13 protein-coding genes are annotated in these 16,345 nt (G+C 56.8%); 5 read left to right on the top strand and 8 right to left on the bottom strand.

What is annotated here, in order from left to right:
• Positions 1-24: 24 nt before the first annotated feature.
• Together Q1B27_RS05355 and Q1B27_RS05350 are read right to left on the bottom strand one after the other, a co-directional pair.
• The gene (locus Q1B27_RS05355) at positions 25-303 is read right to left on the bottom strand and encodes a hypothetical protein (RefSeq protein ID WP_299844651.1); all 279 of its coding nucleotides are present in this window, start codon (positions 301-303) and stop codon (positions 25-27) included.
• Positions 303-1,193 (bottom strand): SPFH domain-containing protein, encoded by an 891-nt coding sequence (locus tag Q1B27_RS05350; RefSeq protein WP_299844648.1) that lies wholly within the window; start codon positions 1,191-1,193, stop codon positions 303-305. The genes Q1B27_RS05355 and Q1B27_RS05350 overlap by 1 nt, the downstream gene beginning before the upstream one ends.
• 113 nt (positions 1,194-1,306) lie before the next feature.
• Between Q1B27_RS05350 and tgt the strand changes: the two genes are divergently transcribed.
• The 3 genes from tgt (at position 1,307) to Q1B27_RS05335 (ending at position 5,911) form a co-directional block, all read left to right on the top strand.
• Positions 1,307-2,437 (top strand): tRNA guanosine(34) transglycosylase Tgt, encoded by a 1,131-nt coding sequence (tgt, locus tag Q1B27_RS05345; protein ID WP_299844645.1) that lies wholly within the window; start codon positions 1,307-1,309, stop codon positions 2,435-2,437.
• A gap of 511 nt (positions 2,438-2,948) precedes the next feature.
• Positions 2,949-5,363, top strand: a complete 2,415-nt coding sequence (gene lon / locus Q1B27_RS05340; protein WP_299844642.1) for an endopeptidase La — start codon at positions 2,949-2,951, stop codon at positions 5,361-5,363.
• Positions 5,364-5,524: 161 nt separating this feature from the next.
• Positions 5,525-5,911 (top strand): nuclear transport factor 2 family protein, encoded by a 387-nt coding sequence (locus Q1B27_RS05335; protein ID WP_299844639.1) that lies wholly within the window; start codon positions 5,525-5,527, stop codon positions 5,909-5,911.
• Positions 5,912-5,993: 82 nt separating this feature from the next.
• Here Q1B27_RS05335 and Q1B27_RS05330 read toward each other — a convergent pair whose 3' ends face one another.
• From Q1B27_RS05330 to Q1B27_RS05320, 3 genes are all read right to left on the bottom strand, one after another.
• Complete coding sequence (locus tag Q1B27_RS05330) at positions 5,994-6,206, bottom strand: hypothetical protein (protein ID WP_299844636.1); 213 nt, start codon at positions 6,204-6,206, stop codon at positions 5,994-5,996.
• On the bottom strand, positions 6,203-7,363 hold the full coding sequence (locus Q1B27_RS05325) for an aromatic ring-hydroxylating dioxygenase subunit alpha (protein WP_299844634.1): 1,161 nt from the start codon (positions 7,361-7,363) through the stop codon (positions 6,203-6,205). Before Q1B27_RS05325 ends, Q1B27_RS05330 begins: the two co-directional genes overlap by 4 nt.
• A gap of 109 nt (positions 7,364-7,472) precedes the next feature.
• Positions 7,473-8,309, bottom strand: coding sequence for a helix-turn-helix transcriptional regulator (locus Q1B27_RS05320; RefSeq protein WP_299844631.1), 837 nt, complete (start codon positions 8,307-8,309; stop codon positions 7,473-7,475).
• 217 nt (positions 8,310-8,526) lie between these two features.
• On the opposite strand from Q1B27_RS05320, the gene Q1B27_RS05315 reads away from it, so the two are divergent.
• Complete coding sequence (locus Q1B27_RS05315) at positions 8,527-8,892, top strand: hypothetical protein (protein WP_299844628.1); 366 nt, start codon at positions 8,527-8,529, stop codon at positions 8,890-8,892.
• A 43-nt stretch (positions 8,893-8,935) separates the two neighbouring features.
• Here the strand turns inward: Q1B27_RS05315 and ilvN are convergent, their stop codons facing one another.
• Both ilvN and Q1B27_RS05305 read right to left on the bottom strand, forming a co-directional pair.
• Complete coding sequence (gene ilvN / locus Q1B27_RS05310; RefSeq protein ID WP_299844626.1) at positions 8,936-9,496, bottom strand: acetolactate synthase small subunit; 561 nt, start codon at positions 9,494-9,496, stop codon at positions 8,936-8,938.
• Between the two features lie 84 nt (positions 9,497-9,580).
• Entirely contained in the window at positions 9,581-11,335 is a 1,755-nt protein-coding gene (locus tag Q1B27_RS05305) for an acetolactate synthase 3 large subunit (protein WP_299844624.1), read from the bottom strand.
• 378 nt (positions 11,336-11,713) lie between these two features.
• Between Q1B27_RS05305 and Q1B27_RS05300 the strand changes: the two genes are divergently transcribed.
• Positions 11,714-13,591 carry a PhoX family phosphatase gene (locus Q1B27_RS05300; protein ID WP_299844621.1) on the top strand — a complete coding sequence of 626 codons (1,878 nt, stop codon included), beginning with the start codon at positions 11,714-11,716 and terminating at the stop codon, positions 13,589-13,591.
• A gap of 199 nt (positions 13,592-13,790) precedes the next feature.
• Here Q1B27_RS05300 and Q1B27_RS05295 read toward each other — a convergent pair whose 3' ends face one another.
• Positions 13,791-16,196 carry an FAD-dependent oxidoreductase gene (locus Q1B27_RS05295; protein WP_299844618.1) on the bottom strand — a complete coding sequence of 802 codons (2,406 nt, stop codon included), beginning with the start codon at positions 16,194-16,196 and terminating at the stop codon, positions 13,791-13,793.
• Positions 16,197-16,345: the final 149 nt, after the last annotated feature.

Here is a 16,345-nt window from a genome sequence, read left to right as displayed (position 1 = left end):
GGTTCGGTCAAGCCTTTGCGTGTATCAGTCGTTGATGTCGTGGTCGATGCGTCGGGCGGCACCGTCGTCGCGACGGAATGCCGTGCGCAAGCCCCCCCAGGCCACCAGAGACAGGACAGCAAAGACTGCCAGTAAAGCGGGCAGGCCGGGGCTGAAAGGGGTCAACAACATCAGGCCCACGATGCCGGCGCCGATGGCGAAGCCCAGGAAGATGAAGCCCGGTGCCAGCACCTCGAGTATGGCGAGGATCAGCGCGGCAGCGAGCCAGACCCACCAGAGCGACCAGAGAGCCATATCTTCCATCATGCTTTTCCTTTCAGCATGTTGAAGGCATTACCAAAGGCTTCGAGCGCGTTGGCAGGCACAAGGATGGTAGAGGCAGACGGGCTGTTGCCCAGCGCATTAAGGGCCTCAACCTGTTTCAGAGCCACCTGATATTGCGCGGCTTCAAGCCCGTTTTCAGCAATGGCCGCTGCAACGACGCTGGTGGCGTAAGCTTCGGCATCCGCCTGTACGCGACGGGCCTTGGCGATCTGCTCAGCGGCGTAGAGTTCGGCGTCGGCGTTAAGTTCGACAGCGCGTTTCTGGCCTTCGGCTTCGGTCACCTGGGCACGGCGGGCGCGTTCCGCGTTGAGTTGTTGCAGCATCGCGTCTCGCGTGGCTTGATCGAGGTTCACGTCAAGAATTTCGGCGCGAGTCACTTCGATTCCCCAATCGTCGACCGCATCTTCGACCGAGGTTTTGATGGTGCCGATCAGTTGCGCACGGTTCGATTGAACCTCATCCAAGTCCATTTTGCCGATCTCGGCCCGGACGATCCCGGCGACAGTTGTTGCGATGGCAGCATCCACATCGCGGATACGGTAGACTGTCTTTTCTGGCTGAATGATGCGGTAGAAGACAGACGTATCGACCTGAACCAACACGTTATCCTTGGTGATGGCATCCTGTGTGGCCGTGGGCAGCTGGCGTTCCAGAATGGAAATTCTGTGGGCGGCGTTGTCCAGAAAAGGTACGATCATGTTGATGCCGGGTTTCAGGACAGCGTGCAGGCGGCCAAAGCGTTCGACGACGAATTGTTCGGATTGCGGTACGATTTTGACCGCGCGCAGAATAACAATGATCACTAGCGCCGCAAGCAACAGGTAAAGTACGTTCGACGATAGCAGGTTCAGGATTTGGTCTTCGGTCATATATGCTCCTTATTTTTGTATGCAATAGTATACATGTGGGTGCAGATCATCTGTTTTACAAGATATGGTAACTGGGATTAAGGAAGGGCAAAAGCAAATAAGGTCCTTGCGAAATGAGCGCGAAGTTTGAATTTGAGCTGAAGGCGACAGATGGCGTGGCGCGCACTGGTGTGATTTCGACCCCTCGGGGAGAGATCCGTACGCCTGCCTTCATGCCGGTTGGCACCGCAGCAACTGTCAAGGCAATGATGCCCGAAAGCGTGCGCGAGACCGGGGCGGACATCCTTCTGGGCAATACTTATCATCTGATGCTGCGCCCCGGGGCCGAGCGGATCGACCGGTTGGGTGGATTGCATCGCTTTATGAACTGGGAAAGACCGATCCTGACCGACAGCGGCGGGTTTCAGGTGATGAGTCTTGCGGGGCTGCGCAAGCTGACCGAAGAAGGCGTGACGTTCAAATCGCATATTGACGGATCTAAGCACGAGCTGACACCGGAGCGGTCGATGGAGATCCAGCGGCTTCTGGGCAGCGATATCGTCATGTGTTTTGATGAATGCCCGGCACTACCTGCGAATAACGAGGCGGTGGCGGAGAGCATGCGGTTGTCGATGCGCTGGGCGGCGCGGTCGAAAGAGGCGTTTGGGGATCGGCCCGGCCATGCGCTGTTTGGTATCATGCAGGGTGGGGTGACACCTGAACTGCGTGAGGAGAGCGCCGTGGCGCTGCGCGAAATAGGCTTTGACGGATATGCCATCGGAGGGTTGGCGGTGGGCGAGGGGCAGGAGGCGATGTTCGGCGTTTTGGATTATGCGCCGGGCTTCTTGCCCGAAAACCGGCCTCGTTACCTGATGGGCGTGGGCAAGCCCGACGATATAGTGGGCGCGGTCAAGCGCGGTGTGGACATGATGGATTGCGTCTTGCCGTCGCGATCGGGGCGTACGGGGCAGGTCTTCACGCGTCACGGGGTGGTCAACATCAAGAATGCGCGCCACGCGGATGACCCGCGACCGCTGGATGAGGCATGCGCCTGTCCCGCCTGCCGGAACTATTCACGCGCTTATTTGCACCATGTGTTCCGCGCTCAGGAGATGATCAGCGGCATGCTTCTAACCTGGCATAACCTGCATTATTATCAGGAGTTGATGGCCGGGATGCGCCGAGCGATTTCCGACGGGGATTTTGCCGTTTGGGAAGCGGAATTTCATCAAGCGCGGGCTGAAGGGGATATCGAGCCGGTTTGAGGGCGATGTCGGTCCGTCGCTCTCGCATGCGCGGGTCGCCCCGCCCGCCATCCCATTCTGGTTTCAGCGATCTTTTCAATGCGGAAACAAATTGTTTTCGACTTAATGTTTCGTTTTTTGGCCAAAATCGTGTGAAATAGAGGTCTCCCACGCCGGGATTCTTATCAAAAGGTCAGGAAAACCGGCATAGGTTTTTTTTGGGAGGGGTTTTAGTTTGTGTGAGTAATCTGGGGTTTTGGTATGTTAAAATTTGCTATGTTTGCCGTTGGCTGGTTTTCCGTTGCGACGTTGGCGGCGACGACGCTGGCCTGATCGCGGACTGAGAGACGCGCATTTACATCATTTCTAACGGATTTGCCGCTTGCCCCTTTTGGGTGAGCGAGGCATTGTGCTTTCCACGCGGTTGAAATCAGGTCGGGTGCGACCCAGATTAGACTGGTGAAACGGAGAAGGTCGGGGCTGCTGAATGATCGGGGCCGGTGCCTTTTTGCCAAGAACAGGAAAAACGAGCATGCAAGACCCATTGAACGCCTCGTATCCGGTGCTGCCGCTGCGCGACATCGTGGTATTTCCCCATATGATTGTGCCACTTTTCGTCGGCCGTGAGAAATCTGTACGGGCGCTGGAAGAGGTGATGCAGGACGACAAGCAGATCCTGCTGAGCAGCCAGATTGACCCAAGTGTGGACGATCCCGACACCGCCGGTATCTATAAGGCAGGTGTGTTGGCCAATGTATTGCAACTGCTGAAGCTTCCCGACGGCACCGTGAAGGTGCTTGTCGAAGGCGTGGCGCGGGTGCGGATCACAGAATACCTTGAAAATGAAGAGTTTTTCGAGGCGCGCGCTGAGTATCTGACCGAGATGCCGGGCGATGCCACGACCATCGAGGCGTTGTTGAGGACTGTGACCAACGAGTTCGAGCGCTATGCCAAGGTCAAGAAGAATATCCCCGAGGAGGCACTGGCGGCGGTCAGCGAATCCGATGAGCCGGCCAAGCTGGCTGATCTGGTGGCCGGTCACCTGGGCATCGAAGTGGGTCAGAAGCAGGAACTGCTGGAGACGCTTTCGGTCAGCGAGCGGCTGGAGAAAGTCTATGGCCTGATGCAGGGTGAGATGAGCGTTCTTCAGGTCGAGAAGAAGATCAAAACGCGAGTGAAGTCGCAGATGGAGCGCACCCAGCGGGAATATTATCTGAATGAGCAGATGAAGGCCATTCAGAAGGAGTTGGGCGACGGCGAGGAGGGCGAAGGCGAAGTGGCCGAGCTGGAGGCCAAGATCGCAGAGACCAAGCTGAGCAAGGAGGCCCGCGAGAAGGTCGACGCCGAGCTGAAGAAACTCAAGAATATGAGCCCGATGAGCGCCGAAGCTACAGTGGTGCGTAATTACCTTGACTGGATGCTGTCGATCCCATGGGGTGTCAAATCTCGGGTGAAGAAGGACTTGCACCGCGCGCAGGAGGTGCTTGATGCCGACCACTATGGCCTTGAAAAGGTCAAAGAGCGAATCGTCGAATATCTTGCTGTGCAACAACGCTCGAAGAAGCTCAAAGGGCCGATCATGTGCCTTGTCGGCCCGCCGGGCGTGGGTAAGACATCACTTGGTAAATCCGTAGCCCGGGCTACGGGGCGTGAATTCATTCGCATCTCTCTGGGTGGCGTGCGCGACGAAAGCGAAATTCGCGGACATCGCAGGACTTATATTGGCTCCATGCCAGGTAAGATCATTCAAGCGCTCAAAAAGGCGAAATCAACCAACCCGCTGATCCTGTTGGATGAGATCGACAAGATGGGCCAAGATTTCCGGGGCGACCCTGCATCGGCGATGCTTGAGGTGTTGGACCCGGAACAGAACAGCACGTTCATCGACCACTATATGGAGGTCGAATATGACTTGAGTAACGTGATGTTCTTGACCACGGCGAACTCGTATAACATGCCGGGTCCGCTGCTTGACCGGATGGAGATCATTCCGCTGGCGGGGTACACTGAGGACGAGAAGCGCGAGATTGCGAAGCAGCACCTGCTGGCCAAGCAGATCAAGAACCACGGGCTGAAAGCCAATGAGTTCGAGCTGACCGATGAGGCGTTGACCGATATGATCCGCTACTACACCCGCGAGGCGGGCGTGCGGAACCTTGAGCGTGAGATCGCCAAAGTGGCGCGTAAATCTGTCACCAAGATTATCAAGAAAGAGGCCGAGGCCATCAAGGTGACATCTGAAAATCTCAATGACTTCCTAGGTGTCAGAAAGCACAAATTTGGTCTGGCGGAAGAGGCAGATCAGGTCGGTGTCGTGACCGGGCTGGCATATACTTCGGTCGGTGGGGAACTATTGAACATCGAGGCGCTGCGCCTGCCGGGCAAAGGCCGGATGAAGACCACCGGTAAGCTGGGCGATGTGATGAAGGAATCGATTGATGCGGCATCAAGCTATGTCCGGTCGATTGCACCGGCCATCGGGATTAAGCCGCCGAAGTTTGAAAAGTGGGACATTCATGTGCATGTGCCCGAAGGGGCGACGCCGAAAGATGGGCCAAGCGCAGGGCTTGCGATGGTAACTTCCATCGTGTCGGTGCTGACTGGTATTCCCGTGCGCAAGGATATCGCCATGACCGGCGAGGTTACATTGCGTGGCAATGCATTGCCCATCGGCGGCCTGAAAGAAAAGCTGTTGGCGGCATTGCGCGGCGGGATCAAACGCGTGCTGATCCCGGCAGAGAATGAAAAGGACCTGGCAGAGATACCGGACAACGTGAAGGAAGGGCTGGAGATCATCCCTGTAGAGCATGTTCGTGAAGTTCTGAAATACGCGCTGACCGATACGCCTGAACCGGTGGATTGGGACGAGGCCGCCGAAGAGGCTGCTGCCGCCGAAGCCGCCCTGAAAAAAGGCGATGGCGAGGGGACGGGCGCTACGGCGCACTGATTTCTCTCAGGATCAGGTAATTTAAAGGCGCACCCTTGGGTGCGCCTTTCTTGTTTTTGGCTCCGAATTTGTTGTTGCGATGTTGTCATTTAGAAATCATTGGCGTGTTATTCAGTGGCAAGTTTGCGCGTTGTAGGTTTCGGTAAATTGAGGGGGCGGGTTTGAAAGAAGTTCCATTGCCGGAAGAATGTCTTCTGGAAGAATTGCGAAATCAGGAAGTAGGTGTTTGGGAAGCACTGGTTCAGGGTGACAAAGAGGCCGATGCAAAGGCTTTAGCGGAGGGATTCCTTGGCGTGTATCCAGATGGCTTTGCAGCAAAGGAGGACCACGTCCGACAACTTGAGGAGGGTCCAACGATCGCCTCCTATGAATTTTCGAATTGCAGAATTCTGCCTTTGAACAAAGAGCATGCGGTTTTTGCATATCGCGCCGATTTTGTACGAACGAATTGTGCCGACCCCGAAGCTATGTATGTGAGTTCGATATGGCGGCGGTCGGCTGCTGGCTGGATCAATATCTTCAGTCAAGATACGCCAGCGCTGGACTGAGTTTCAGCACACAGAAAAGACCCGCTCCCGAGGGGGCGGAGCAACATTACAGTTCGAATTGAGTAACTTGCTGGAGTGAAACTTATTCCTCGCGCCCGTGCGCCTTGAGCCGCGCGTGGAGGCCAGGGGCCTCGGGCGCACCAGCCTCAAGTGCGAAGACATAGGCATGGGTCAAATAAAAGCAGGCTGCGGTCAGGTCGTTGGCCTGATCCGCCGCCTGTGTGTAAAGCCGTATGAGCGCGACTTGATCCTCTGCCTCGTGGGCGGCGATCATTTGCGCGTCAAGATCGTTCATTCAGCAGCGTGCGCCATAGCACGATGCGCGTCGACCTTGCTAGCAACCCATTGGTGGAAGACATGTGTTGGGCTGTCCATCACCGGAGAAAATCGTCCACCGTCGAACATGTCCGCATGGCGGCCTTTCTGCATGCCTTCGACCACAAACACGTCTTCTTCGAACACCGATTTCCACAGCCGCGTATTGCGGTCACGCAATCCGCCGTCGCTGTCGGGTGTCGCGTAATAGAGATGGACATGTTCCAGTGTCCTTTCGGTGCCCTTGGCCTCGAGGATGATGGTGAAGGCATGATCACGGTGCACGCCCAAAAGGACGTTGGGGTAGACGGCGATATATTCGGCCTGTTCGTTCCACTTGGACCCGACGTCGTCGAAATCGGGGAACGTATCGCCGTTTTCGTTGGTCAGCTGCCGGTAAACCATGGTGCCCTGGCCGGAAAACTGGCCGGGCTCTTCGATGTGGTAGTGATCTTCCAGCCGGGAATAGCTGTTGAGGCCCGGGTGAACCCAGGGCAGGTGATAGCTCTCACAATAATTCTCCACCGCGAGCTTCCAGTTGGTCTGAACCTCAAGCTGGAAACGGCTGTCGCCGCCGCCGTGGTAGAGCGGTTTGTCGAAATCTGCCCAGCGTTTGATCAGGTCGGCATGAACCTTTTCAAATGCGGGTGCGGTGCCTGAAACGTTGACCCAAACCACGTCGCGCCAGATATGTGAGCGGACTTCGTTGAGGCCCAGCTCATCGCGTTTGATTGCTTCGTGCGTGTTTTGGCCGGGGCCGCCCACATGGGGGGTGCTGACCAGTTTGCCCTTGGTCGAGTAGCACCAGGAATGGTAGGGGCAACGGATGGCGCCTTCGATCTTGCGAGGTTCTTCCACCAGGATCATGCCGCGATGGCGGCAGATGTTCTGGAAAACACGCACCTGGCCTTCCTTGTCGCGAATAAGCAAGAGTGGCATGCCGAGGAATTCGAGCGGGATCGCATCGCCAGGCTCGGGCACGTCGGCGGCCACGGCCAGACCAGACCATTGCGAATAAAGCAACGCCTGACGCTCTTCGGCATAGACGCCCGGATCAATATAATGAGCGTTGGGCAGACCGTTGGCGGCCTCTATGCTGTTGCGGACATTCGAGAGGTCGGTGGTGGGTCGTGTCATGGCAGGCTCCTGAAACTGGTTACCATCTCGTAGCCTGAATCTGGATAACATCGACCGACAAATCGCGACGTAAGTTTTCCCGTTGCGACAGGCAGGTATGTGGGTAGATCTACATGAAGGGTTGGTCAGGTTGCAGCAACCGGGCATGGAAAGGCGGCACGTCATCAAGCGTGATCAGGCCTGCCGCACGGGCAGTGCGCAAGGCCGCCTTGATATCATTACCAAGATGTTCGTAGACCATCCGTGTCGCGCGACGGCCAGTCACCTTCTCGCGGGCAGTTCTTGTCGCGTAGCCTTCCCATAGGTTCGATTGGAACGAGGTTTCGGGCGTCAGGAAGTTGAAGGATGCTGCCAGCGCGTTACGGTGGGTGACGATTGCCATCACACCTTCTTCCTGACGCATGACGATGCCCCGGAATTCGCGTGCCTTGGGGTTGGTGGACAGGCCCTGCTGACGGATTGCCTGACGCGGTTCATATCCGCGCAGAAAGGTATAGCCACCTTCGCGCGTCACATAGACAAGCCCCGACATGAAATCATCCGCACCAATGAAGGCCTGCCGGACAAAGCGGTAGAACCCACTGGGAAAGAGACGTTCGTCGACGGTGACAGGTTCACGCCCGAAAAACTCGGTGAGCGTGGGGTGGTTCAGCAAATCGTGGGCGGCGGGACCAATGTCACCGACCGGCTCCAACAGGATACGGGCGTCGACGCTGAAGAAACTGCAAATCTGATGCAGCACGTCCGGGCGCGGGAAGCTCTCACCGGAAAGATAGCGATTGAACTGAGTGCGGTTGATACCAAGATCACGGCAAAGGCCCGCGACCGATGGGTAGGCGGCACTGAGCTTGCGCAGATTGTCACCGAAGATACCGCGCAACTCCGCTGGATCAGGGGTGCTGTCGCGACCTTTAGGTTGAACCGTGCGTTCCAAAGTTGACCTCATGGTAAAAAAGCCTCGTAGGACTTGTGGTCAAATTGAATTGAGTCGGCAATACCTTGCCTATTTTGCAGTTATAGCAAAAATGATGCTAATTAGCGTCAGATTTTTGGTTAACTGACACAAGATATTCGGATGCAAGGTTAAATTAAAAGTGTCGTAACCCTTCTTAAGGCCGCAATATCGGTATCGGGGGGCCAAAGACAGCAATTTTGGGGAAGACATGTTTGGCGTAGTATTGTGGAGTGACCAAGTTCGTAATCGGGCTGTGATCTGGTGCGAAGACCATGGTGATTTGGCTTTTTTCAATGGCGACAGTAATGGGGCACTGGATGGTGCGGATATGGATCCGGGTGATCTTGTCCATTTCGAGGTGCGTGTAGACAGGCATATGCGCCTGGCCTGCAATCCCAGGCTGGTAGCTACAGATGAATATCCAACCTTGGCGCGAGATCTTAAGGAGGCGCGTACGGAACCGGTAAAGCCGGTCGTGCAAGCCAACAAGCCAGGTGACGCAAAGATCATTGCGTTCGAGCAAAAGCCTGCAAATTCCATCGGAATTCGCAAACCCGCACGTCGTGTGATCTGATTTGGGTCAGGTCTGATACGGCCTGACGTCCATCTGACGCGGATTAGCGCCCCCTTGGCAGGGCGGCCACACCCGTACGGGCAATCTCGGCCAATCCCAAGGGGCGCATGAGGTCGGCGAAGGCGTCGATCTTGTCCGGTGTGCCGGTGATCTCGAACACGAAACAATCGAGCGTGCTATCGACCACATTGGCGCGGAAGATATCGGCAAGCCTTAGTGCTTCGACCCGTTTTTCGCCCTCACCGGCGACTTTCAGCAGAGCCAGTTCGCGTTCCACAGAAGCGCCTTCGACCGTTAGGTCATGCACGTCATGCACTGGTACGATCCGGCCCAACTGCGCTTTGATTTGTTCGATCACCTGCGGTGTGCCGGTGGTGACGATGGTGATGCGCGACTGGTGGCCTTGGTGGTCGATTTCGGCCACGGTGAGGCTGTCGATATTGTAGCCACGCCCCGAGAAAAGCCCGATCACCCGCGCCAGCACCCCAGGTTCGTTATCCACCACGATCGCCAGTGTGTGGGATTCGATCTTGTCTGAGAAGGTTGGGCGTAGATTGTAGGCGGAATGCTTGGTGGAGCCTTTTTTGATTTTTAGCGCAGACATTTGCAGAGCCTTATATTGATATAGGGGCGGTGGGTCTTTCCCACCCTTAGGGCAAATTGAAGGACGGGCATAACCTGCCCATTGCTAGACCATCACCGCGCCTTTGGAGCCAATGGCGTCCTTGGTAGACGCCTCGCCGAGAAGCATTTTGTTGTGCGGCTCACCTGATGGGATCATCGGGAAGCAGTTCTCGTGCTTTTCGACCAGACAGTCGAACAGAACAGGCCCGTCGTAATTCAGCATCTCCATGATCGCATCATCGAGATCGCCGGGGTCCTTGCACAGGATGCCTTTGGCGCCGAAGGCTTCGGCCAGTTTGACGAAATCAGGCAGCGCCTCGGACCAGCTGTGAGAATAGCGTTCGCCATGCAACAATTCCTGCCATTGGCGGACCATGCCGAGCCGTTCGTTGTTCAGGATGAATTGTTTCACCGGCAGGCGATACTGTGCTGCGGTGCCAAGCTCTTGCATGTTCATCAGCCAAGATGCCTCACCCGCGACGTTGATTACGAGGGCGTCGGGATGGGCAATCTGTGCGCCGATGGAGGCCGGGAAGCCATAACCCATCGTGCCCAGCCCTCCGGAGGTCATCCAGCGGTTGGGATCATCGAAGGTCAGGTATTGCGCCGCCCACATCTGATGCTGGCCGACTTCGGTGCAGATATAGCGATCGTGATCCTTGGTTAACGCTTCAAGTCGCGCCAACGCATGCTGTGGCTTGATGGTTTTGCCGGTCTGCGAGTAAGCTAAGCAATTGACTTTCTTCCAATCCTCGATCCTGGCCCACCAGCTTTGCAGCCCTTCGCGGTTAATCTTACGACCCCGTGATTTCCAGACCTTGAGGACATCCTCGAGCACATGTCCCACGTCACCGACAATCGGGATGTCAGCGCGGATAACCTTGTTGATCGAACTGGGGTCGATGTCGATATGCGCCTTCTTCGACCCGGGCGAGAAGGCATCGACGCGTCCGGTGATCCGGTCGTCGAATCGCGCCCCGATATTGATCATCAGGTCGCAGTCATGCATCGCCATATTGGCCTCGTAGAGCCCGTGCATGCCCAGCATGCCCAGCCAGTTCTTGCCTTTGGCGGGATAGGCCCCAAGGCCCATCAGGGTTGAGGTAACCGGCACGCCGGTGGCGTCAACCAGTTCGCGCAAAAGCTGGCTAGCAGCGGGGCCGGAATTGATCACGCCGCCGCCGGTGTAGAAAACAGGCCGTTTCGCCTTTTCCAAAGCGACGACCAGTTCGGTGATCGCGTCCATGTCGCCCTTGACCTGCGGTTGGTAATGATCCAGCCGCGCCTTCTGCGGCGGCGTATAGTCGGCGCTGGCAAACTGCACGTCCTTGGGGATGTCCACCAGAACCGGGCCGGGGCGGCCCGAGGTCGCCACGTGAAAGGCCTGGTGCAATGTGCCTGAAAGCGTCTTGGTGTCGCTGACCAGCCAGTTATGTTTGGTGCAGGGACGGGTGATGCCCACGGTATCAGCCTCCTGAAAGGCATCGTTGCCGATCATGAAGGTGGGCACCTGGCCGGTCAGAACCACCAGCGGGATGCTGTCCATCAACGCGTCTGTCAAACCGGTCACCGCATTGGTGGCCCCGGGACCCGATGTAACCAACACAACGCCGGGCTTGCCGGTGGAACGCGCATAACCTTCGGCGGCATGCACCGCGCCCTGTTCGTGGCGCACGAGGATATGGCGAATGTCGTTTTGCTGAAAAACCTCGTCATAAATCGGTAGCACGGCACCGCCGGGATATCCGAATACGACATCCACGCCCTGATCCTTAAGGGCCTGGACTACCATTTTCGCTCCGGTCATCTGACGTGTCATTGTTTCGCTCCGTTCATGACATTCATCTTTTGTTACGCGACATAAAAAAGCCCCCGATCTTTCGGGGGCGCATGGGGTACCGTTATGGTGTCCGTTACCGGCCCATGCGCTTATTTCCCACGATGACGACTAGCGTGATCACGCTGACGGCTCCTTCATGCTGCGTGTGCGAGACATTATGGGCGGCGGTGAAGGGCGTCAAGCGTGTTTTGTGAAATTAATGTCGCAAACTACGGTTAAATCTTTTCATTTGTTGCGCGAAATGCCCTGCATCCATTCCCAAAGGCGGATTTTGGCCGGATTCATCGTCTCATGGTTGTTACAGGAATCAGCTAGGTCCACAGTTGAAGTAAGACCATTCTGCAGGAGATAAGCGCCATGAAAGACTTCGATTTGAACCATGTTTCCGCCGATGAATGGGACGAGTTGAACGACCCGCGCCCCGAAACGAATGATTTTGATCGGGTGGTTGAGACGGCAATATCGCGACGCGGTTTTCTAGGCGGAGTTTTGGCACTGGGCTCCGGTGCCTCGGCAATGGGTGTACTGATGTCATCGAGCGCGGCGCGCGCCGAAGGGCGGTTTGCTTTCACACCGATTGGCATACACACAGATCCGACCGTACATGTGCCCGAAGGGTACGACTGGGATTTGCTGATCCGCTGGGGTGATCCGCTGTTTTCTGATGCACCGAAATTCGACAATGCAACTGGCGGTGCTGCCGAGGGTGCGGATCGTATCTTTGGCGAAAATACCGACGGGATGGAGAGCTTTCTGGTCGGGGATGCCCAGGTCATTGCCGTCAACCACGAATACGCCAATCGCGACATCAATCTGCCGCAACGCGCCGAGGGGCAGCCGGACAATGCAGAAGATGTCCAAAAACTGCAAAAACTACAAGGCGTTACGGTGATGGAAATTGCCCGTGATGCGGAAGGCTGGAAAGTCGTTTTGGATAGCCCGCTGAACCGTCGCATCACTCATCTGACACCAATGACAATCGCTGGACCGGCGGCAGGTCATGATCTTTTAAAAACAGTGGATGATCCGACCGGCACTTCCAGTCTTGGTACATTCAATAATTGCGGTGCGGGTCGTACGCCCTGGGGCACGTACCTGACCTGCGAGGAGAATTTCAATGGGTATTTCGGTTCCACCAACCCTGATGTCGAACTGCCAGAGGGGTACAAGCGCTATGGTATTGGCATTGACGGCTGGGGCTATGATTACCACCGTTTCGATGCGCGCTTCGATATCTCGCAAACCCCGAATGAGCCACACCGCATGGGGTATGTTGTAGAGATCGATCCAGCGGACCCGCAATCAACACCCGTCAAACATACAGGTCTTGGGCGGTTCAAACATGAGAACGCTGAGGTGGTTCTGGCTCCGGATGGACGCGTGGTGGTTTACATGGGCGACGATGAACGCGGTGAGTTCCTGTATAAGTTTGTCTCGAATGGAGTTTATGCGCCGGGAGCATCGACCAAGGAGTTGCTGGATGACGGGCAGCTACACGTGGCGAAATTTACCGAGGATGGCAGCGGTACCTGGATTGCCCTGACCCCCGAAGCGACTGGCATGGACGCGGCTGAAATCGCGGTATTCACACGGGTTGCGGCCTCAAAAGTGGGTGCGACCACGATGGACCGGCCCGAGTGGGTGGCGGTGAACCCCGTTGCCGTTGAAGGGTATTGCTGCCTGACCAACAACAAGAACCGTGGTGTGAAACCGAATGCTGGTGGCGATGAAACACCTGTCGGCGGTCCGAACCCTCGGGCAGAGAACAAGTATGGCCAGATCGTGCGTTGGTATCCTGCGAATGATGACCATGCGGACGCTGAATTTACCTGGGATCTCTACGTGATGGCGGGCAATCCAATGGTGCATCAAGATGCTTATGGTGGATCCGGTAATATCCACGAGGGGAACCTCTTTAATTCGCCCGATGGGATGCAATTCGATACCACCGGCCTGTTGTGGATCCAAACCGACGGCAAGGACAGCAATGAAGGTGACTTCGAAGGTATGGGGAACAACCAGATGCTTGTCGGCGATCCGGTTACTGGACGGATTGAGCGGTTTCTGACTGGTCCGACCGGGTGTGAGGTGACAGGCCTCTGTTGGTCGGCAGACAGACGCGCGATGTTCGTCGGGATTCAGCACCCGGATGCTCCGTTTCCGGATGGCGAAGGTAAATTACCGAGATCATCCATCTTGGTGATCGAACGCAATGATGGTGGTTTGGTGGGGTAGCGGGTTCTGTTTTTACCAAGTTGGATGTGCAGACATTGATCAAAAGGGCCTGGCGTTCGCGTCAGGCCCGATCTTTTTGATCATCTTGAATGTGGAGAAATCTATCGATCAAATTGCCACCGCAAACACTGCCGTATCGCGCACTAACCCCTTGTTGTATCTGCCGGTTTACGCGTCGGAAGCGCTTTTGACCGGGACGCTAGAATTGTCGCGGGTGGGGGCCAGTTTCGATCACCGTGGCAGGGGTCAGTTCACCGATAATGTCGATGGTTGATTTCGTGCCGGGCGAAGCGAGTGCTGGATCGACGAAAGCATAGGCCAGGTTCTTGCCGACACGATGCCCCCAATCGCCTGAGGTGACCGTGCCAACCACCTTTTCGCCCGCCATCAGTGATGCCCCCGGATGTGCCGGCGCGATATTGCCATGCACTTCTAGCGTCACCAGTTTCCGGCTTGGACCGTTGGCGTAGCGCTCAGCAAGGGCCGATTTGCCGATGAATTCGGATTTTTCCAATTTGACAAAGCGATCTAGGCCAGTCTCGAACGGGTCGAATTCGGTCAGGATGTCCGCCTTCCAGTGCAGATAGCCCATTTCAAGACGCATGGAGTCGACCGCACGGGCACCGAAGAGTTTGAGGCCGTGATCATTACCGGCCTTGCGCAAAGCCAGATAGGCCGCGTAGAGCTGATTGTTGGGCACGTGTATTTCGTAAGCACGTTCACCCGAGAAACTGACCGACATGACCGTTGCGGGGGCGATACCGATGAAGCACTCGCGTACAGAGAGCCAGGGAAAAGCGTTATCCGACCAGTCGGCGCGACTGACAGCGCGCATCACCTCGCGCGATTTAGGGCCAGCCAGCACAAGGATTGTCTGATCGTTGGTCAATGACCGGATCGTCACGTCCTCATCGGCGCGCAGGTGCTTTTGTAGCCAATCCATGTCATGCCATTCAGCGGCAGCAGCGGAGCCGTACCAGACGCTGCCATTTGGCAGATTAGCAATGGTCGCCTCGGATTTGAGCATGCCGTGATGGTTGAGCAGGTAGCCCAGTCCGACGCGGCCGGATTTGCGCGGCACCCGGCCACAAATCATCCGGTCGAGAAAATCATGCACTCCCGAGCCGGTGAGTTCATATCGGTTGAAACCGTTCACCTCGCAGAGGCCGACGCCGGTCTGAACGGTGGCGATTTCTGCTTTAACAACGTCAAATACTTCATTGAATTTAAAGGAATGTACTTCCGTGAAGTCCTGAGACGGCTTGAAATAGTCGGCGCGTTCCCAGCCGTTCACAACGGTGAATTCCGCGCCTTCCGCCGCTAGGATCGGGGTCAGAGGCGTGGTCTTGGCCGGGCGGCCCGCGGGGCGATGTTCATGCGGGAAATGGAAGCGGAATTCGTTCTGATAATCCTCGATTGCCTTGAGCGCGCACATCTCGACATTGCCGTGACCGGTGAACCGGCGCGGATCAAGCGGCCACGTGTCGTAACACGCTTCGCCATGCACGATCTGTTGCGCCAGCAGCCAGCCATGGCCGCCACCTTCGCCCAGACCTGCGCGCAGGCCGATGATGCAAAAGGCGTTGCGTTTGCCGGGGATCGGGCCGACCAGCGGCGCGCCGTCGATCGTATAGGTGATCGGGCCGTTTACCACCGTGTGAATGCCCGTCTCCATCAGGGCGGGCATGCGGGCGAACGCGCCTTCAAGCACGTCGGTCACCCGGTCCAGATCGTCGGGGCAGAGCGCATTGACAAAATTTGGGTCGATCCCGTCCATGCCCCAGGTTTTGCAGTCCTGCTCATAGAAGCCGACCAGCAACCCGTTTTTTTCCTGCCGGCAGTAGTAGTCGCTGATCGGGCAGCGCAGCAGCGGCATGCGCTGCCCTGCGTCGATGATTGCCTGGATCGGCTCGGTCAGGAAATACTGGTGTTCCATCGACATGACGGGATGATGCACGCCCATCATCGCGCCCACTTCGTTGACCCGGTAGCCGCAGGCGTTGACGACGATTTCGGCGCGGATATCGCCCTTGCTGGTGTGCACGGTCCAGCTGTCATCCTTGTGCTGGGTCAGGCCGGTCACCGGCGTGTTCCGATAGACCTCGGCACCGGCATGCCGTGCCCGCCGGGCCAGCGCCTGGCAAAGCTGTGCCGGGTCGATATCGCCATCGAGCGGGTCCCAGAGACCGCCCAAAAGGTTGTCGGTCGAGATCAGCGGGTGGCGGCGGGCACATTCTTGCGCGTCGATCACTTCGAAATGCACATCCATGCCACGCGCCATCGAGACGAAATGGCGGTAACCGTCCAGTTGTTCGTCGGTATTGGCCAGCCGGATGCCGCCATCGCCGTGATGGTAGTTGATCGGGTATTCGGGGTCGTCCGCAAGTCCCTTGTAAAGGTTGATCGAATGGGTCTTGAGGCCGACCATGGTCTGGTTCATGCCGAAGTTGGTGACCTGCGCGGCGGAATGCCAGGTGGTGCCGCTGGTCAGCTCGTCCCGTTCGACCAGAACGACATCGGTCCAGCCTTCCTGCGTGAGGTGATAGAGGGTCGAACAGCCGGCAATGCCGCCGCCGATCACGACGCAACGGGTTTGGGTCTTCATGGGCGACCTCCTAGCTTGATTGCGATCAGAGGCAGGCGAAACCGCAGTTTGGTCAATGGGGAAGATAGGATTTTCGATATTAGCGAAAGAGATTTTCGAATAATCTGGGAGCCGATGAAACTGCTTGCCGAGCGCGCCCTGCTTGCCGT

This window comes from uncultured Roseovarius sp., assembly GCF_947489715.1.
Taxonomy (GTDB): domain Bacteria; phylum Pseudomonadota; class Alphaproteobacteria; order Rhodobacterales; family Rhodobacteraceae; genus Roseovarius.
The sequence above is the reverse complement of the archived record's forward strand: the minus strand, read 5'-3'. Positions and strand labels throughout refer to the sequence as shown.